The following is an 18,325-nucleotide window of genomic DNA, read 5'->3' on the forward strand; positions in this document are numbered from 1 at the left end:
GGAATCAATGGAGTGCAATGTGGCATTGCCGGAAAAGTCGTTAGCGGACAAGGTCGTGCTGGTCACCGGCGGTAGCCGGGGCCTGGGCCGGGAGATGGTGCGCGCCTTCGCCGCGGCCGGGGCGGATGTGGTGATCGCCAGCCGCAAACTCGACGGCTGCGTCGAACTCGCCGATGAGGCGAAGAACACATACGGGCGGCGCGCATTGCCGGTGGCGTGCAATGTCAGCGAGTGGACCCAGTGCGACGCACTGACCGAGGCCGCCTACGCGGAATTCGGCCGGGTCGACGTGCTGGTCAACAATGCCGGGATGTCGCTGCTGTATCCGAGCCTGGACCAGGTGAGCGAGGCGATGTTCGACAAGGTGATCGCGGTCAATCTCAAGGGCCCGTTCCGGCTGTCGACCGCGATCGGCACCCGGATGGCCGCCGCAGGTGGCGGCTCGATCATCAATATCTCCTCGATCGAGGCGGTGCGACCGGAACCGCTCGCGGTGCCCTATGCGGCAGCCAAGGCCGGATTGTCCAATCTCACCGGCGGTCTCGCGCAGAGCTTCGGGCCGACTGTGCGGGTCAATACGATCCAGTGCGGTCCGTTCGCCACGGATATCTCCAAGGCGTGGCCCGATGAGTTGCGGGCGGAGCTGACCCGGCATGTGGCGCTGGGCCGGGTCGGACAGCCGGAGGACATCGTCGGTGCGGCACTGTTCTTCGCGACGGACGCCTCGGCCTTTTGCACCGGCGCCACCCTGGCCCTGGACGGAGGATGGCGATGAAGGCACTGACTTATGCTGGCCCGCAACAGATCTCGTATACCGATGTACCCGATCCGGTGCTACCCGGCCCGGATGCGGCAATCGTTCGGGTAACCGCGGCCGGGATCTGCGGCAGCGATCTGCACATCTACGCCGGACACGGCTTCACCAATGGCACCGGGTACAGCGTCGGGCACGAGGCGGTCGGCGAGATCGTCGAATTGGGTTCGGATGTCCAGGGATTCGCACTCGGTGACCGCGTACTGATATCCGCCTCGGTCGGCTGCAATCGCTGTGCGAACTGCAAGGTCGGCATCGTAGCGGCCTGCGAACGGCATCCACTGCCGGTCGACGCCTGCTACGGCCTAGGTGGATCGCTTGCGGGCGCACAGGCCGAATATCTCGCGGTCCCGCACGCCGAGGGAAATCTCGTGCGACTGCCCGACACGGTCAGCGACGAGGCCGCGATCGTACTCACCGACAATGCGCCGACCGCCTGGTACGGTGCGCGCCGCGCCCGCATCACACCCGGTGAGACGGTGGTGGTGATCGGGCTCGGACCGGTGGGGCTGATGGCCGTGCAATCGGCATTCGCCATGGGTGCGTCGCGGGTGCTCGGGGTGGATCTGGTGGCCGAGCGCCGCAAGCGCGCGGTCGAATTGGGTGCGGAGGTGGTCGAATCCGATGAGCCCAAGACCGTGATTCGCGAATTGCTGAGCGGCGGTGCGGATGTCGCGATCGAGGCCGTCGGTGCGGATGAGACCATCAAGCTGGCCATCAGCGCGGTCGGACATCGGGGGCGGGTGAGCGTGATCGGTGTCAGTCATAATCGCGCCTTTCCGTTCCATATGCAGTTGGCGCAGGTCAAGGAACTCGAATTCCATATCGGACTGTGCTCGATCCAATACGAGTTGCCCGCACTGCTGCGGCTCACCGCCGCTGGCCGGATGCGGCCCGAAGCCGTGGTCACACACCGGTTCCCGATGTCGGACGGCGCACACGCCTACCGCATGTTCGCCGATCGGGCCGACGGAGTGTCCAAAGTCGTCCTGGATCCCCAACAATGAGAGCATCGCGCAGCGATTCGATGGGGGGTGGTGGCCGGGAGACGGTTTCGCCCCGGCGCCGCGGTCGCCCGCCAGCTGCGGAAACCACGGCCGAGGCGACCCGAGGCCGCATCGTGGCGGCCGCGGTGGACCTGTTCGCGGAGCAGGGTTTCCACGGCACCGGCGTCGCCGAGATCGGTGATCGGGCGGGGGTGCAGCGGGGTGCGCTGTACTACCACATCGGATCCAAGGAAGAACTCCTCTGGCAGATCCTGCGCGATTACATCCAGCTGATGCTCACCGACGCGCAGCGGATCGCCCGCGGCACCGACGACCCGATCAGCAAGCTGCGCAAGCTGATCCACAGTCACGTCGGCTTGATCATCGAGCACCGCCGCGAGGTCGCCATCCAATTGCGCGATGTGACCGCGCTGACCGGCGACCGCGGCGAGGAGTTGCAGGAGATGCGCGACGGGGTGCAGGAGTGCTGGCAGCGCGTCATCGACGCGGGCCACGCGACGGGCCTGCTGCGCACGAACGACCACGTGGTCACCAATAGCGTGCTCGGCATGCTCAACATGGTGACCTTCTGGTACCGCCCGCACGGAGGCCGCTCCCCCAGCGAGATCGCCGACATTCTCGCATCCACCGTCCTCGACGGCATCGTGATAACGACAACGAAAGGCTGACCATGGCTTGGGATTTCGAAACCGATCCGGAATATCAGCGCAAACTCGACTGGGTGGCGGAGTTCGTCCGCGCCGAGGTGGAGCCCCTCGACCTGCTCTACCCGAATCCCTATGACCGCACCGATACCGAGGCGATGGCGCTGATGCGGCCGCTGAAGGAGAAGGTCAAGGAGCAGGGGCTGTGGGCCTGCCATCTGGGACCCGAACTCGGCGGCCCCGGATATGGGCAGCTGAAACTCGCACTGCTCAACGAGGTGCTCGGCACCTCGGTCTGGGCGCCATCGGTATTCGGTTGCCAGGCACCGGATTCCGGCAATGCGGAGATCCTCGCGCATTACGGCACGCCGGAGCAGAAGGCCAAGTACCTGCAGCCACTGCTGGCCGGTGAGATCGGTTCCTGTTATGTGATGACCGAACCGACCGGCGGCTCGGATCCGACGCTGTTCAAGACCCGCGCGGTGCGCGACGGCGACTCCTGGGTCATCAACGGCGAGAAGTGGTTCAACTCGAACGCGCAGTTCGCCAGCTTCCACATCGTCATGGTGGTCACCAATCCGGATGTCAGCCCGTACCAGGGCATGTCGATGTTCATCGTGCCCGCCGACACCCCCGGCCTGGAGATCGTCAAGAACTTCCACGTACACGGCTTCAGTGAGCACGAGGGCCACCTGCGCTTCACCGATGTCCGGGTGCCCGCCGACCACCTGCTCGGCCAGGAGGGAATGGGCTTCATCGTGGCGCAGACCCGGCTCGGTGGCGGTCGCGTACACCACGCCATGCGCACAGTCGCATTGGTGCGCAAGGCCTTCGACATGATGGCCGAACGCGCCGTCTCGCGGCCCATGCGCAAGGGACCGCTCGCGGGATTGCAGATGACCCAGGAACGTATCGCGGACAGCTGGATCGAGATGGAACAGTTCCGCCTGCTCGTACTGCGCACCGCTTGGCGCATCGATAAGGAACAGGATTATCTGAAGGTGCGCAAGGATATTGCCGCCATCAAGGTCGCCATGCCGAAGGTCATGCACGATATCGCCCAGCGCGCACTGCATCTGCACGGCGCCATCGGCGTCAGCCAGGACCTGCCCTTCGTCGACATGATGAACTACGCCGAGGTCATGGCCATCGCCGACGGTCCGACCGAGGTGCACAAGATCACCCTCGCCAAGGAGGTCCTGAAGGATTACACGCCGGGCGACCCGGTATATCCCAGCGGCTACCGCCCCGCGCTGCGCGAACAGGCGCGCGAACTCGTCGCGCGTCGCCTCGAGCACATCGTCGGGAACCTGTAGTCCCTCCGATGCGACCGCCGGGCGATCGGCGGTCGTTCGTGTGGGCACCACAGCTGTTTTGCCACACCGGGCTCGCTCCGGTCGGGCCGTCGTGTCACCAGTCCGGCGTGCAGCCGTCCATCGTCATCGGGGTATCGCTCGATTCAACGGGGCTGAGTCACCGGATGGACCTCCGGCTGACACACGTCGATCGTGGTCGCCACCGGCACGGTTTCGGTTGTATTCGGCGGGGTCACCTGCAAGCTGGTGTAGCTGGGGCAGTTGTTCCCGGCCGCGTCGACGGCGACGCCTTCGACCATCGCCGCCGCGCCGTGATCACGATCGAGCACGATGGTCGGCGGCGCATCGATACCCTCCGGAAGTCCGCCGAGGTATCCGCGCAGCGAACGGGTCGCGTGCACCAGCGGGCCGCCCGCACCGGAATCCACGCCGGGATATCCGGTGAGGGTGCACGGGCCGCTGGCCTGGACCAGCGAGAAGCTCAAAGTGACGCTGCGGTGCCCGAGACCGGCCGACTGTTCGCCCGCCCCCACAATGACCTGACCGTCGGCACACGAGGGGACGGCATCGGCCGTGCGGCCACTGGACGGTGCGCTCGGCGAGCCAGCGGACGGCGTGCCCGGCGACCCAGCCGGTGCGCTCGTCGGCGGCGCGACCGAGCCCGGAGCCCCGGTGTCCGTTGTTCCGCTCGAGCACCCCGTGACGGCGACCACCGCCGCATATGCGAGCCACGGCACGCACTTCATCTTCGACATCGAACACTTCCTTGCGCTGTCGGTCGACGCAGCGCCGCAACAGTATTCGGCGCGGCACCGCGATGGATATCTCCGATCAACACGCACGACCCCCCCGGCCGGACGAGCCTGTCGAGCTGTTTATCGGCCGCAGCCACCGAACGTTATCGGTGCACACCCGCACCACAGGTCTAGGCTGAATGCCCCGGAGGTAACCGAGTGATCGCATACGAGGTACGGCGGGTGCACAGCTGCGAGTTCTGCGGCACCGACGACCAGACCCTGGCCACCCACAATTCCGTGGACCTGGCGAAGTCGACCGCCGAACAAGACGCCGGGCTCGCACTGGACTGGGAGTGGTCCACCCCCGACCGCGAGTGGCCACTGTGCGCCGACCCCGGGGACGGCGTCTACCGCTACTACATCTACCCGCGGGAGGCCACGGCCTGACGGCAGCCGCGGTACTACGAGGCGCGCGTCGCCGGGTCCAGGACATTGCTGGGATCGGAATATCCCGCAACAGGACTCAATCGCAGCACCGACGGCATCCGCCGGGTGAGCGCGGACGGCCCGCTGAACACCACTCGGCCCGTTCGCATGGCATGCGGAAGCGGGATGCGGCCCAGCCAAACCTGGTACAGCGAATCGACATCGGAGCTGATGGTGACATCGATCGGATAACCGGGATCGGAATCGCAGACCGAGGCGACCCCGGATTCGATGACGATCCAGTAGCGATGGACATCATCGGTGAACCGCACACACAGCACCTGCCGCTTACCCGGCAGCGAGGACGTATCCAGCCGCGAATGCATCCACCACACCAGCAGACCCGCATCCAACTCATCGGGCCGCGGTTCGCCGAAGGTCCAGCGCGCACCCCATTCGCCGAGGCCGAACAGGATCGGCTCCAGTTCCTGGCCGGCGGCGGTGAGCAGGTATTCGGTGCCGACCTTCTCGATCAGTCCGGCCCGCTCGAATTGGCGCAGCCGTTTGGCGAGCAGGCTGCGCGATAGCCCCGGCAGACCGCGGGCCAGATCGTTGAAGCGCGTCGTGCCGATGAGCAGATCGCGCAGGATGAGCAGCGACCAGCGCTCACCGAGCACATCGAGGGCACGGGAGATCGGACAGTACTGGCCGTAGCCTGCGGTCGTGCTCGTCATGGTCACCTCGCGAACCGGGGTCCATTTTCTGAACCGGGAGAGTCCAGTTTCTGGACTATTCGGTTATCGCGACCGTTTCTAACTTCGAAACATGACGACTATCGCCAATGACATCACCGACACCACCACCGACTGGATCACCCTGACGCGCCGGGTGGGGGAAACCCTGCGCGCCGATGTGGCCCGGCGCGACCGCACCGGGGACATCTCCATCGAGGCCTTCGACGTACTGCGCGCCACCGGACTCTCCGCCGCGCTCGTACCGACCGAATTCGGCGGTGGCGGGGTTTCCCACCGCGATATGGGCGAGATCCTGCGCGAACTCGGCCGCCACGACCCGTCCACCGCCGTCGCCTTCGCGATGCACACCCATCTGGTGGCCGCGCAGGTCTGGCGGCACAACCACGGCATCGACGCGTCGGCGGTACTCGGCAAGGTGGCCGCGGGCGCGATCCTGGTCAGCACCGGCGCCTCGGACTGGGTCGAATCCAACGGCCGGGCCGAGCGGGTCGAGGGCGGCTTCCTGGTGAGCGCGCGCAAGGCACCCGCCAGCGGCTGCGAGATCGGCGATGTGGTGGTGACCAGCGTCCGTCGCGGTGACGCGCCGGAGGGACCCCAGGTGCTGCACTTCTCGATACCACTGGACGCCGCTGGCGTGCGCATCGAAAAGACTTGGGACACTATTGGTTTGCGTGCCAGCGGATCACATACGGTGGTCTTCGAGGATGTCTTCGTTCCCGATGCCGCGATCTCGCTGACCCGCCCCGCCGACGTCTGGCCCCCGGTGCTGAACGTGGTGATCGGCGCGGCCCTACCACTGGTGCTGGCGGCCTATCTCGGCATCGCCGACGCCGCGATCGAGTTGACCGCCGCGCTCATGGCCGAGCGCACCGAGCCGCACACCTTCCAACTCGCGGGCGAAATGATGAACGCGCACACCACCGCCGCCGATCTGATCGCCGCCATGCTCACCGATTCGGACAATCTGCGGTTCGACAACACCGATGCCTACGCCGCGCGCATCCTCAGCCGCAAGACCGTCGCCGCCGACGCACTCGTCGACACCGTCCGCTTGGCGATCGAAACCGTTGGTGGCGCGGGCTTTTCGCGCACCTGCGAGCTGGAGATGTGGTACCGCGACATCCACGGCTGCCTGTTCCACCCCCTGCCGCGGGCCAGGCAGACCCGGTTCACCGGGCGCGTGCTGCTGGGCCACACACCGATCGGTTGACCCGACCCGATCGCCCGGAATCCCCGAACGCCGGACGAAAGCTTGTCGAGGGAGTTCAATGGATGCTCACACGATGATGCGTGGGAGGGGAAATCATTGGTGGCTGTCACCACCACAATCGTGGACCAGGCGACCGACGCTGCCTGGTCCGCGATGAAGGAGCCGCGCACCCTCGCCCGCGGCTCCTTCATCTCCCGGTCCGCACCGGCTGCGCACGCCGCCGCCACGCCGAGCAAATAGTCAGCATTGCCGCATTCGGCGAAAATTGTCCGACCTTCACCGTGCGGTGTTCCCGCATTTTCCCCCGGTCAGACCGTACGGTTGTGTTCGACGCGACGGCAGCAGTCGCGGACGGCCCCTCGGCCGCTTCGGAACCAGCAACCCGAGGTGTGGACCATGTTCATGCGCAAGTTGATCGGAGCAGTGGCGGGAACAGTCATGGTGGGCGCGGCGGGCGCGCTCGGCTGTGCGGGTGCGGCCACGGCCGCACCAGACTGCCCCAACCTCTACGTCGTGGCGATACCCGGCACCTGGGAGACCTCCGACGCCAACCCCGGCGAGGGCATGCTCGCGAGCGTCACCGATAACCTGCCGCCCAATACCCGCACCGACTATGTGACCTACGCGGCGACCGCATTCCCGTGGGAAACCGATGTCTACGGCCGCTCGAAGCGGCAGGCCATCGATAATGCCCGCAGCCTGGTCACCGCGATGGTCCAGCAGTGCGGCGCGACGAAGATCGCGCTGATCGGCTACAGCCAGGGCGCCGACGCGGCGGGCGATCTCGCCGCCGAAATCGGCACCGGCGCGAGCCCCATCCGGCCCGAACGCATCGTCGCGGTCGGCCTCATCTCCGATCCGCGGCGCTCCCCCACCGACGCACTCGTCGGACCGCCGGTGGACGGCGCCGGTGCGGGCGGCCCGCGCATCGGCGGCTTCGGCTTCCTCACCCCGAAGACCAAGACCATCTGTGCCGTCGGCGACCTGTACTGCGCAGCGCCACCCACCGATTTCGCCACCCGCCTGGCCGGATTCCTGGCCCAGGTCTCCGATCCCGATCCGGCGCAGCTGTGGCGCTATCAGCAGGAGGTGGATGTGATCATCGACGATCTGACGGCGACCGGGGTGGTCCCGCTGATCCAGAACCAACTCGCCGATCCGGAAATGCACGAGCGCAAACAGGAATTCGAGCGGTTCTACAACTCGTTCGTGCACCAGAGCTACCCCACCTACGTCGTGGATTCCACTGGCTTGACCGCCACCACGTGGCTGCGGCGGTGGCTGGTCGGCCTGGCCTGAAAAACCCGTCGCCAGCGACGGGCACGCTGTGCCACCATGGATTTCGATGATGATCACCCGATACCGCGGGTGATCGAAGAGCTTCGGAGAGGAGGAGGCGGCCGTGACCATTGTCGTATCGAGCCAGCGCCGGTATCACGCGCGCGTAGAGCGGGTTACCCGCCGCCTCCCGGCCGGTAACTGACCGACCGCCGCCTCCTCCCGATTCGCTCGCTCTCCCCGAAACATGGTGATTCCCATGACGTTCCACCGTGCCACCGATCCGGTGGTGTTGACTGTCGATAACTGGATACACACCCGAGTACTGGTACTCAATGCCAGCTACGAGGCACTCACCGAGATCAACGCCGAACGGGCCGTGGCACTGCTCGTGGACGGCACCGCGGAGTCGATCGCGAATCGCGATCCGCACTTCCCGATTCGGGCCGAACACGTCGAGCTCGCGCTGCCGGAGACGATCCGCTTGCTGCGCTACGTCTACCTCGACCACGTGACACGGGTACACGATGGCAGCCGCGCGACATTGGCCGGTGTGCTGCGCCGGGACAACCACCGATGCGGTTACTGCGCGTCCTGGGCGCGCACCGTCGACCACATCCGGCCGCGCAGCCGCGGTGGTCCGAACACCTGGAACAACTTGATCGCCGCCTGTGCGCCGTGCAATTCGGCCAAGGCCGACCGCACGCCGGAGGAGGCGGGCATGCGGTTGCTGTGGGAGCCGAAGGCGCCCAACGATATGGCCAAGCGACAGCAGCGGATCTGGAAGCAGCTGGCCGCTACCTGAGCCGAGAGAGAAAGGGGAAGGCTCGAAATGACCGTCGAATTGGAGATCAACGCAGTTGTCGATCTGACCGACCTGCTCCCGCTCTCGGATTCCCGGGAGTGGCATCGGGCGGCCTGCCGCGGCGACCCGAATCACGAGGCGTGGTTCCCGTACCCGTCACAGGACTTCACGTACGCACGTGAGGTTTGCGCTGGCTGCCCGATCCGCGATGCGTGTGGTGAATTCGCCGCGCGCACCCGACAGTCCGGGGTTTGGGGCGGACACGAGTTCGATCGCGGACGGATGATCCGGCCCTAGTCGGGGCCGATTCGTTCGACCGACCCGCGATCGGTCCCGACGGTCCACCACGCCGTGCCGGTGCACCCGCACCCGGGAGCACCGGCACGGCAAATCTCGCGTGACCATACACTGATGCCCGTGGGCACACATCGCAGCGGAACCAGGTCCCGGGGCGTCAGCAAAGGTCCGGTTATCGCAGTGATTGCCGTTCTGCTGCTGGTCGCGGCGGTCTTCGCGTTCTTACAACTCAGCGATCGCGCGGCGAATCGCGACAAATCGGCCGCGGCCGAGTGCAAGGAAGGGCCGTCGACGCTGTTCGTCACCGTCGATCCGGAACTCGCCGACCCGGTGCGGGCCGCCGCCGACCGATACAACGCGACCGATCCGAAGGTGCGCGATCACTGTGCGAAGGTCGTGGTCACCGCCCAGCCGTCCGCCGCTGTCGTCGCCGGATTCACCGCCGGCAAGCCGTGGAACGGCGCGCTCGGACCGCAGCCCGGACTGTGGATCGCCGATTCGATGCGCTCCATCGAATCCATGCGCGTACCCGGCCTCATCGAGGGCAATCCCGCGCCCGTCGCGCTGAGTCCCATCGTGCTCGCGGTACCCGATGAGCTGCAGCACGCGCTCGAACAGGCCAAGATCACTTGGGCGGATCTGCCACGGTTGCAACAGGGTTCGCTCGGCGATCTCGGTCTGTCGGGCTGGGGTGGACTGCGGATGGCACTGCCCGCCGGCGACGCGACCCTCGCCGCGGCGGCCGCGGTCGGCTCGGCGATGTCGGGTACCGATCCGCTCAGTGACGAGGCCGCACAATCCGGTCAGGTCATCGCCGCGGTATCCGGGCTCGCCGTCAAGGCTCCGCAGGCGGCCGATATCGCAGCCGCGCTGGCCGGTCTCGGTGGTGCGAGTTCGACCATCCATGCGGTGGCCGCTACTGAGCAGCAACTGAAGTCGCTCGGCGGTACGGACACATTCCGGCCCGTGGGAACCGCACCGGTCGCCGATCATCCGGCCGCGCTGATGTCGGGAGCCTGGGTGGACAAGACCCAGAATCTGATCGCGTCGATATTCGCCGACTATCTACGTGCGCCCCAACAGTCCGCGGCCTTCACCGCCGCGGGATTCGTCGCGGCACCGGCGGCCGCGGCACCCGCGCCGTCGCGAACCGCACTGGACAAGGTGCGCGCCACGCTCGCCAATCCTGTTCTCGGAGTGCAAGCTACGGCGCTGCTCGATGTCTCGTCCTCGATGGGCACTACCGACGGATCCACTACCCGGCTCTCGAATGTCCTCGGCGCCCTTCGCTCTACGATGAATGTGATGCCGCCGGACTTCGGCCTCGGCGTATGGACCTTCGGCAAGAACCTCGATGGAACCAAGCCGTACAAGATCCAAACTCCCACCGCGGCCCTGAGCGACCAGCAGCGCACCGCACTCGATACGTCCCTGGATACGGTGCAGCCCACCGATTCTCGCCCCGACCAGGCCTACCCGGCACTGCTTGCCGCCTACCGTGCCGCGGTCCAGGGATACACCGCGGGACGCACCAATTCGATCCTGCTGATCACCGACGGCCCCGACGACGACTCCGCCATGACCGGAGCCAAACTACTCACCGACCTGACCGCCGCCATCGACCCCGCCCATCCGGTCCGTATCGATGTGATCGTCATCAGCGGCAGTGGCACCGAAACCCTGCAAACCGCGGCCCAGCGCACCGGAGGCACCTACACCCGCCTTTCGACCTCGGACGACATCAGCTTCGGAACCGCGGTGGTTCACGCGCTGACGACACCATAAGGGCTGCGATGAGTCCTGTTGTCCCGCACGGACTTCTCCGGCACGACTATCGGCACACACGGATTCCCCTGCCGCCCAGACGGTGAGCCGAGGCAGGCAGTCTCACTGAGTCGGCACTCGCACCAGTGCGCCCGATTCCATTGCCACCCAGATCGCGCCATCGGGGCCGGTCGTGAGTCCGTGCGGCTCGGCACCGGGGAGCTCGTATTCCGTGATCTCACCAGACGTGGTAATCCGCCCGAGGCGGTTGGCCGCCCATTCCGTAAACCACAGGGCGCCATCGGGTCCGGTGGTGATGGCGTGCGGCCGGGCGGTACGGTCCGGAAGAGGGTATTCGTCGATCTTGCCATCGGTGGTGATGCGTCCGATCTGGCCCGCGGCGATCTCCACGAACCAGAGGGCGCCATCGGGGCCGGCCGTAATACCAACGGGCATGGCGGCTTCGGTGGGCAGCGGGTGGACGCTGAGCGTGCCCGCGGTGGTCATCCGGCCGATGCCGTTGCCCTGGTTCAGGGTGAACCACAGGGCCGCGTCCGGGCCGGTCGTGATCATGGAGGGCATGCCTTCGACCGGAAATGTCGTCACCTCGCCACTCAGGGCGCGGCGGGCGATCCGGCTCGACCGCAGTTCGGTGTACCACATCGCGCCATCGGGGCCGGTGGTGATGCCGTACGGCGAATCCGCCTGGAACACACCGATTTCACCGCTCGGCGTGAGCCGTCCGATCCGATTACCGCGAAACTCGGTGAACCACACGGCACCATCCGGTCCACCGACAATGACGGACGGCTGTCCGTCTGCCGGATCGAGCTGGATGATCTCGACTTCGCCTGCGGCACAACGCCCGATCGCGCCCTGCGATACCAATGTGCACCACAGCGCACCATCCGGGCCGGTCGTCAACCCGTAGGGCGCGCCGGAAAGCTCAATCAACCTGTTCCACTCCCATCTGCATTCCCGCGAACCGGGCCCGCAGCGCTCGGTCGTGCGTCACGATCACCAGCGCGCCGACGTAGTCGCGCAGCGCGCCTTCCAACTCTTCGACCAATGTCAGCGACAAGTGGTTGGTCGGCTCGTCGAGCAGCAGCAGGTCGTAGTTTCCCGCCAGCAGTTCGGCCAGTGCCAGGCGGCGCCGCTGCCCCTCCGACAGTGCGCCCACCGCAATATCGAGCGTGTCCCGGTGGAACAGTCCGGTCGACATCAGCGCCTCTCGACCGTGCCCATAGGTCTCGGCCACCGTTGGCTCCGGATCGAAAACCACGTGCTGGCGCAGATATCCGACGCGGCCACGCGCACTGTTGTAGATCTTGTCCAGCAGTGTCGACTTGCCAGCACCATTCGGCCCATGGATGAGCACCCGATCCCGCGGCCCGAGCGTCAGCGCACCGATCTCGAACGATGCGGTCCGCCCCGTCCCGAACCTCCCGCGAAAACGCAATCGCTCGGGCGGCCGTCGCACCGGATCATCGCGGAGCCTGCGCAACCGCTCCGCCGTCTGCCTGACCCGCGAAGCCACCGAACTCTGCACCCGACCGGCATTGCGGTCGTAGGCCATCTTGTTGTTGTCCTTCATCGCCCGACCCACCGCGACCCGATGCGCCGTCGTATTCGCGAACTCCTCGAGTCGCGCGATCTCGTCCTGCCATTGGGCATACGCCTGCTCCCAGCGCGCCCGCGCCGCGGCCTTCTCGGCGAGAAAACCGCTGTAGCCGCCACCGAATCGGGCGACACCGCCGTCCTCGACCTCCACGATCGCGGTCGCCACCCGGTCCAGGAACGTCCGGTCGTGCGAAACCACGACCACCGTTCCCGCATGCGTCCGCAGCCGCTCCTCCAGCCAGACCAGGGCCGCCGCATCGAGGTGATTGGTCGGCTCGTCCAGCAATAGCACCTCGGGCGAGGCGGCGAGCAGACAGGCCAGCCCGAGCCGGGCCTGCTCGCCACCGGATAGGCTCGGCAACGGTCGCTCGCGGTCGATATGCGCCAGGCCGAGTCCGTGCATCGACTTGTCGACCCGAGCGTCGGCCTCATATCCACCACGCGTCTCGAACGCCGTGAGCAGCTCCCCGTAGGCGACCATATCCTCGGCTTCCGCGGCCTCGCACATCCGCTGCTCGAGCTCGCGCAACTCGGCCAGCGCCAGATCGATGGCCTCGCCAACAGTGCGGCCGGGCACGGTCTGCGCCAGATGTCCGATGCCGCCCGCCGCACGCACGGTGCGCCCGCCGTCATCGAAACTCTCGATGCCGGCCAGCAGCCGCAGCAAAGTCGACTTGCCAGAGCCGTTTTCGCCGACGATGCCCGCGCGCTCACCGGGCCGGATGGACAACGTGACGCGCTCGAGGACGACTCGTTGTCCATAGGACTTCGAGACGCCCCGCAGAGTCAGTTGGGTGGTCAGATGGATCTCCAATCGCTACTTGTGTAGCTTTAAGCTAACAAGCCTGCCCAACTAATGCAACAGGAGTTGTCTTTGGAGACGCAGAAGCGCCCTGGTGGCCGGAGCGCCCGCGTCCGCGACGCGGTGCGCCAGGCCACCCTGGCCGAGCTCACCCTGCGCGGCTACCAGGGCCTGACCGTCGATAACGTCGCGCAACGCTCCGGTGTGCACAAAACCACCGTGTACCGCCGCTGGGGCAGCCCCGAGGGACTCATCGCCGACGCCCTCGAACTCGCGGAGAACGAGCCGTGGCCGATTCCCGATACCGGCTCACTCGGCGACGACCTGCGCGGCATCACCGATCTGGTGCGCACCGGATTCGCCGACCCCGATGCCGGACCGGTGGCGAGTGCGTTTATCGCTGCGGCAGTGCAGAATTCCGCGGCGGCCGAAGCCCTCCGGCACTTCTACGCGGCCCGGCACACGCAGTCCGCCGAGGTCGTCCGCCGCGCGATCGACCGCGGCGACCTCCCCGACACCGTCGATGCCGAGGAGGTAATCCGCTTCGCCGTGGCGCCGATCTACTACCGCCTGTTCATCACTCACGAACCGGTGACCACGCAAGACACCCTCCGCGCGGCCGATGCCGCACTGGCCGCAGCACGCGCGGGAGCGCTCTGAGGGCCGATCGGGGCACAGCGGAACACCCCGCAGTGCAATGATGACCCGGTGACTTCCTGGCTTCCGCTTCTCAGCTCGCTCATCGTCGCCGCCGCGGCGCTCATCGGCGTCCTGATCAACAACCGGACGAACCGCGACGCGATCACCGCGGCCGACGAGCGCAACCGGACCACACTCGATGCCGCACAGCGCAATATCGAGACAACCCATGCCGCCGCACAACGCAACATCGACACTGCCAATGCCGCCGCAGAACGCCGCGAAGAGGATAAGTGGCGACGCGAATCGATCCTGACCGCGATCTCCTCGGTACTACTCGCCGCCGCCGACGTCCGCCAAACCCTGTGGGACACCCTCGATTGGAAGGCCGAATCCGTCGACGAGGTGGACACTTTCGGCAAGGAAGTACAGCAGAGCATCTCCGCATGCAACGGCTACATCACCCGACTCCGCGTCCTGTCGAACCCCAAGATCCCGCACCGCTGCGAAGATCTCCTGCGCACCCTCACCGCAGCCCAGAGCATCACCGTGCAACGCCTCAAGGTCGAACTCGACGAAGAAGCAACCATGGACGATGTCAACGCCATCCGCGCACTGTGGCACAAGGCAATTGCCAACACCGTCCAAGACGAACGCGCCGTCATCGACGCAACCCGCGCGGAACTGGGAATCGAAGCCCTCAGCGAGATCTCGGAACTCGAACCCGAGGCCGCGCCGGACCCGGCGTAATCCCGCGTGGGGCGGCCCAATTTCGGTCGCCAATACGGCGACAACCGCGTACATCCGGCAAACTCGCTGCCCCACAGCAAGTTCACGCACCCAACCACTCCCCTCGACCATCAGCCCCGACCCTTTGAGCCCGAGACCATCCGCGGAACGCGGCGCGCGCGGGCGGCTGGCTACGCCGCGGCGTTCGCGAGCTGCCGATAGAGCCGCGCCAGCTTCGCGGCGTCTTTGCGATCGAATCCGATCCCCTCATCGATCTCGCGGGACAGGAGCTCGAGCCAGTCCGCGATCGCGGCGTGCTGTGCGGGGCGAAGACCGCGCAGAGTCGTCTCGTCGTCGCGCCGCGCACTGCCGAGAAAGCTGCTGAGATAGATCCAGAGCTCGTAATCGTACGGTGGGATCAGCATCAGCTTCAGCACCGCCGGGAGGTAGTACTCGACGGCCTGTGCGGTCATGTACGTGAAGTCTTCCATGTGCAGGCTGGGCAGAAAGCTCGAGCGGTCGATGTCCGCCCGCGAGCGACCGTGAAAATGCTCGATGACGTACGGCGCGTCGATGCTCGGCGGTGCAAGCTCGTCCTCGGTGAGCGGCAGCGAGCCCGCGAACACCTGATCGATTCGGTGCGTGACCTCATCGCGACTCCGACTACCCATGCTTCAACCGGGTGACCTAGTTGTGTGATGTCTGCTCGGTGGCATGCCCGCATCGAGTGCGGTGAACGCCGCCGCGGCCAGGATCAGGACCGCGGAAACCAGCAGTGCCACATCGAGTCCGTGATGGAATGCCGCCTTTCCGGTGTCGAGTACCTCGGATACCTTCGACAGGTATTGGAGGTAGGGGGTGATGTCGACACCCGGGGGGATGCGGCCGCGTTCGACGGCGTCGATGGCGTTGGGTTGTAGCGCGGTCGGCAAACCCAATTCGTTCATTCGCGCCTTCAGATCCGAGGTGAGGAATGAGCTCACCAGCGCCCCGAGCACAGCGACACCGACCGCCGAACCGACCTGGCGCATGGTATTTGTCGCCGCGGCGGCCATGCCCGAGTGCTGCGCCGGTACCCCGGACAGTACGGCCGAGGTCAATGGCACTACGGCGACACCGAATCCGAACCCCGCCACCGCCATCGCGCCGGACAACGCAAGATCGTGCAGTGGGCCGGCGAGAGCGTGGCGGGTCAGCAGTATCCCGGCGGCACCGACCGCGCAACCGATGATCATGGGAGTGCGCGCTCCACGATGTGCCACCCAGAAGCCCGCGCCCAGCGATCCGACAATGATCGCGACGGCCATCGGTGCGAAGACCGTGGCCGTGTGCGCACCCGAATACGACTGCATCACTTGCAGGTACAGCGCGGTGAAGAAGAAGATCGAGAAGATGCCGAAGTAGACGGCGAAGGCGACCACCAGCGCACCACGCACCGCTGGCAGGCGCAGATATCGAAAGTCGAGCATGGGAGCGCGGGCCCTCGCTTCCACGACGAGGAAACCGACGAACGCGATGGCCCCGAGCACGAAGAACGTGATCACCGAAGGCGTGGTGTAGCCGCGATCCTCGCCGGTGATCGCGGCGTAGATCACCGACCCGAGAAAGGTGGCGCCGAGCAGGGATCCGGCCCAGTCAATGGGCCCAGGGTGCGGGTCGGCGCTTTCCGGGACGGACCACAGCGCGGCAGCGAGTGCCACCGCCCCGATCACCAGGTTGAACCAGAAGATCGCGCGCCACCCGTAGGCGTGGACCAGTACTCCGCCCAGTACCGGTCCGGCCGCCATCGCCAGTCCGGACACCGCTGCCCACACGCCGATCGCCCTAGCGCGAGTCCGCTCATCCGGAAATATGTGCCGCAGTAGCGACAGGGTGCCCGGTTCCGAGGCGGCCGCGCCCAAGCCCATGATCGCGCGACCGGCGATGAGCACCGACACACTGGCCGCGAGCGCCGCGATCACCGATCCGGCGCAGAAGATCACCAATCCGACGATCATGACCCGCTTACGACCCCAGCGGTCACCGAGTGATCCGCCCGTCAGCATGAGCCCGGCGAAGACCACCGTGTAGGCGTTTACCACCCACTGCATCAACGTCACGTCGGTGCTCAGCTCGCGCCGGATATCGCCGAGCGCGACACTGACGACAGTGGTGTCGAGGAAGGTTACGAACACCACGGCAGCCACCGCTGCCAGCGCAATCCCCGGCCGCGCCGCTGCGCCCGGCACGTTGTCCCTATGCCCCACCGGCACAGGGTACTGGCCGGGGCCATCGAGTGCCCGGTCGCGGGAGTCGCGGTCGCCGGCCGGCCGTGCCCGATCCCGTACTTTTGTCCGAACTGCACACCTGCGCGGAGTAACTGGCCTCGCTGCTGTCGTAGGGAGAGGTATGAGAGTCGAGGAGTTCAGCGACGGCATGGTCGACGTCGGCGGTTCTGTGGAGGAATTCGAAGATCTGGCCGCCCTGGTGGCCCGGGGCGAGGGGAGGTTCGAGACCGAGGATCTCGTGGCTGTCGAAGTCCGCTCGGACGCCGGCCCCCGGCTGCTCGTCAAGGTCGACGAGCAGCGCCGGGTCCTGCTTCTGCGCGGTGCGTAAGCGATCAGTCTATAGACAGCCGCTATCGGTAAGTATAAACTTACGGTTCGTGAAGGCTTACCGAGATGCTGCCTTGGACGCGCTGGGGGATCCGACGCGGCGGGCGATCTTCGAGCGGCTCGGGAAGGGGCCGTCTGCGGTTGGCGAGTTGGCCGATGCGTTGCCGGTCAGTCGGCCTGCGGTTTCCCAGCACCTGAAGGTGCTGAAGGAGGCGGGGTTGGTGATCGACCAGGCGGTGGGGACCAAGCGGGTGTATCGGCTGAACCCACAGGGGATCGACGGGCTTCGGGTGTACTTCACGCAGTTCTGGTCGACGGCGATGTCGGCCTTCCAGGACGAGGTGACCAGGCGGGCGGCCGACGCCCCGAGAAAGGAGAAGCCATGACACAGCAGTTGAGCGATAGGGAAGTTCGGGTCGAACTCGTCGTCGATGCGCCGATCGACAAGGCCTACGACGTGTTCACCAATGGGATCGATACCTGGTGGCCGCGTGCGCATCACATCGGCAAAGGTGAACTGGCACAGGAGGTTATCGAACCGCGTGAGGGCGGGCGCTGCTTCGGCAGAGAGGCCGACGGCACCGAATGTCCCTGGGGCACCGTACTCGTCTGGGATCCGCCGCGGCATTTCGCGTTCTCCTGGGAGATCGGCCTGGACTGGCAGCATGAGACGAATCTTGACCGCGCCAGCCGGGTCGATGTCACCTTCCATGCGGTGGCGCCCGAGCGCACCGCGGTCACCCTGGTGCACTCCGGCTTCGAGAACCATGGCACGGGTTGGGAATCCATGCGCGACAGCGTCCAAAGCGAGGGCGGCTGGCCCGATCTGGTCAACACTTACGGCAAAGTGGTTGCCGCACAATAAGAGCGGCTACCGAGCCGCACCTG

22 protein-coding genes are annotated in these 18,325 nt (G+C 66.4%); 16 read left to right on the forward strand and 6 right to left on the reverse strand.

Annotation, left to right across the window (positions count from 1 at the left end; genetic code table 11):
* Positions 1-19 precede the first annotated feature (19 nt).
* Genes ACQP2D_RS25950 through ACQP2D_RS25965 form a run of 4 tightly spaced genes read left to right on the forward strand, consistent with a single transcriptional unit; the run spans position 20 to position 3,781 of the window.
* Positions 20-775, forward strand: coding sequence for an SDR family NAD(P)-dependent oxidoreductase (locus tag ACQP2D_RS25950; protein ID WP_433678518.1), 756 nt, complete (start codon positions 20-22; stop codon positions 773-775).
* Positions 772-1,821, forward strand: a complete 1,050-nt coding sequence (locus ACQP2D_RS25955; protein WP_433678519.1) for an alcohol dehydrogenase catalytic domain-containing protein — start codon at positions 772-774, stop codon at positions 1,819-1,821. Before ACQP2D_RS25950 ends, ACQP2D_RS25955 begins: the two co-directional genes overlap by 4 nt.
* Positions 1,818-2,489 carry a TetR/AcrR family transcriptional regulator gene (locus ACQP2D_RS25960; RefSeq protein ID WP_433678520.1) on the forward strand — a complete coding sequence of 224 codons (672 nt, stop codon included), beginning with the start codon at positions 1,818-1,820 and terminating at the stop codon, positions 2,487-2,489. The genes ACQP2D_RS25955 and ACQP2D_RS25960 overlap by 4 nt, the downstream gene beginning before the upstream one ends.
* 2 nt (positions 2,490-2,491) lie before the next feature.
* Positions 2,492-3,781, forward strand: a complete 1,290-nt coding sequence (locus ACQP2D_RS25965) for an acyl-CoA dehydrogenase family protein (RefSeq protein WP_433678521.1) — start codon at positions 2,492-2,494, stop codon at positions 3,779-3,781.
* A gap of 143 nt (positions 3,782-3,924) precedes the next feature.
* Here the strand turns inward: ACQP2D_RS25965 and ACQP2D_RS25970 are convergent, their stop codons facing one another.
* On the reverse strand, positions 3,925-4,536 hold the full coding sequence (locus ACQP2D_RS25970) for a DUF4232 domain-containing protein (protein ID WP_433678522.1): 612 nt from the start codon (positions 4,534-4,536) through the stop codon (positions 3,925-3,927).
* A gap of 198 nt (positions 4,537-4,734) precedes the next feature.
* On the opposite strand from ACQP2D_RS25970, the gene ACQP2D_RS25975 reads away from it, so the two are divergent.
* On the forward strand, positions 4,735-4,965 hold the full coding sequence (locus ACQP2D_RS25975) for a hypothetical protein (protein WP_433678523.1): 231 nt from the start codon (positions 4,735-4,737) through the stop codon (positions 4,963-4,965).
* 14 nt (positions 4,966-4,979) lie between these two features.
* On the opposite strand, the gene ACQP2D_RS25980 is transcribed toward ACQP2D_RS25975, so the two are convergent.
* The gene (locus ACQP2D_RS25980; protein ID WP_433678524.1) at positions 4,980-5,678 is read right to left on the reverse strand and encodes a winged helix-turn-helix transcriptional regulator; all 699 of its coding nucleotides are present in this window, start codon (positions 5,676-5,678) and stop codon (positions 4,980-4,982) included.
* 91 nt (positions 5,679-5,769) lie between these two features.
* Here ACQP2D_RS25980 and ACQP2D_RS25985 point away from each other — a divergent pair, with 91 nt between their 5' ends.
* The 6 genes from ACQP2D_RS25985 to ACQP2D_RS26010 all read left to right on the forward strand — a co-directional run bounded on the left by ACQP2D_RS25985 (position 5,770) and on the right by ACQP2D_RS26010 (position 11,074).
* Complete coding sequence (locus tag ACQP2D_RS25985; protein WP_433678525.1) at positions 5,770-6,909, forward strand: acyl-CoA dehydrogenase family protein; 1,140 nt, start codon at positions 5,770-5,772, stop codon at positions 6,907-6,909.
* Positions 6,910-7,008: 99 nt separating this feature from the next.
* Entirely contained in the window at positions 7,009-7,149 is a 141-nt protein-coding gene (locus ACQP2D_RS25990; protein ID WP_433678526.1) for a hypothetical protein, read from the forward strand.
* Positions 7,150-7,305: 156 nt separating this feature from the next.
* On the forward strand, positions 7,306-8,208 hold the full coding sequence (locus tag ACQP2D_RS25995) for a cutinase family protein (protein WP_433678527.1): 903 nt from the start codon (positions 7,306-7,308) through the stop codon (positions 8,206-8,208).
* A gap of 238 nt (positions 8,209-8,446) precedes the next feature.
* Positions 8,447-8,992 (forward strand): HNH endonuclease, encoded by a 546-nt coding sequence (locus ACQP2D_RS26000; protein WP_433678528.1) that lies wholly within the window; start codon positions 8,447-8,449, stop codon positions 8,990-8,992.
* 27 nt (positions 8,993-9,019) lie between these two features.
* Positions 9,020-9,289: a WhiB family transcriptional regulator gene (locus tag ACQP2D_RS26005; protein ID WP_433678529.1), complete on the forward strand. Its 270-nt coding sequence runs from the start codon at positions 9,020-9,022 to the stop codon at positions 9,287-9,289.
* A 180-nt stretch (positions 9,290-9,469) separates the two neighbouring features.
* Complete coding sequence (locus ACQP2D_RS26010) at positions 9,470-11,074, forward strand: VWA domain-containing protein (RefSeq protein WP_433678530.1); 1,605 nt, start codon at positions 9,470-9,472, stop codon at positions 11,072-11,074.
* A gap of 102 nt (positions 11,075-11,176) precedes the next feature.
* Here ACQP2D_RS26010 and ACQP2D_RS26015 read toward each other — a convergent pair whose 3' ends face one another.
* Positions 11,177-12,007, reverse strand: coding sequence for a Vgb family protein (locus ACQP2D_RS26015; RefSeq protein ID WP_433678531.1), 831 nt, complete (start codon positions 12,005-12,007; stop codon positions 11,177-11,179).
* Complete coding sequence (locus tag ACQP2D_RS26020) at positions 12,000-13,487, reverse strand: ABC-F family ATP-binding cassette domain-containing protein (RefSeq protein WP_433678532.1); 1,488 nt, start codon at positions 13,485-13,487, stop codon at positions 12,000-12,002. The genes ACQP2D_RS26015 and ACQP2D_RS26020 overlap by 8 nt, the downstream gene beginning before the upstream one ends.
* Positions 13,488-13,547: 60 nt before the next feature.
* Between ACQP2D_RS26020 and ACQP2D_RS26025 the strand changes: the two genes are divergently transcribed.
* Positions 13,548-14,135 carry a TetR/AcrR family transcriptional regulator gene (locus ACQP2D_RS26025; RefSeq protein ID WP_433678533.1) on the forward strand — a complete coding sequence of 196 codons (588 nt, stop codon included), beginning with the start codon at positions 13,548-13,550 and terminating at the stop codon, positions 14,133-14,135.
* A gap of 48 nt (positions 14,136-14,183) precedes the next feature.
* The gene (locus ACQP2D_RS26030) at positions 14,184-14,864 is read left to right on the forward strand and encodes a hypothetical protein (protein ID WP_433678534.1); all 681 of its coding nucleotides are present in this window, start codon (positions 14,184-14,186) and stop codon (positions 14,862-14,864) included.
* Between the two features lie 170 nt (positions 14,865-15,034).
* On the opposite strand, the gene ACQP2D_RS26035 is transcribed toward ACQP2D_RS26030, so the two are convergent.
* The gene (locus ACQP2D_RS26035; protein ID WP_433678535.1) at positions 15,035-15,514 is read right to left on the reverse strand and encodes a hypothetical protein; all 480 of its coding nucleotides are present in this window, start codon (positions 15,512-15,514) and stop codon (positions 15,035-15,037) included.
* Positions 15,515-15,517: 3 nt separating this feature from the next.
* Positions 15,518-17,089, reverse strand: a complete 1,572-nt coding sequence (locus ACQP2D_RS26040; RefSeq protein WP_433678536.1) for an MFS transporter — start codon at positions 17,087-17,089, stop codon at positions 15,518-15,520.
* Positions 17,090-17,231: 142 nt separating this feature from the next.
* Here ACQP2D_RS26040 and ACQP2D_RS26045 point away from each other — a divergent pair, with 142 nt between their 5' ends.
* From ACQP2D_RS26045 to ACQP2D_RS26055, 3 genes are read left to right on the forward strand one after another with little or no spacing between them, the layout of a single operon-like run.
* The gene (locus tag ACQP2D_RS26045) at positions 17,232-17,438 is read left to right on the forward strand and encodes a hypothetical protein (protein WP_433678537.1); all 207 of its coding nucleotides are present in this window, start codon (positions 17,232-17,234) and stop codon (positions 17,436-17,438) included.
* 49 nt (positions 17,439-17,487) lie between these two features.
* Positions 17,488-17,823: an ArsR/SmtB family transcription factor gene (locus tag ACQP2D_RS26050; protein ID WP_433678538.1), complete on the forward strand. Its 336-nt coding sequence runs from the start codon at positions 17,488-17,490 to the stop codon at positions 17,821-17,823.
* Positions 17,820-18,302, forward strand: a complete 483-nt coding sequence (locus ACQP2D_RS26055) for an SRPBCC family protein (RefSeq protein WP_433678539.1) — start codon at positions 17,820-17,822, stop codon at positions 18,300-18,302. The genes ACQP2D_RS26050 and ACQP2D_RS26055 overlap by 4 nt, the downstream gene beginning before the upstream one ends.
* Positions 18,303-18,325 lie beyond the last annotated feature (23 nt).

The organism is Nocardia sp. CA-119907, assembly GCF_050955995.1.
Lineage (GTDB): Bacteria > Actinomycetota > Actinomycetes > Mycobacteriales > Mycobacteriaceae > Nocardia.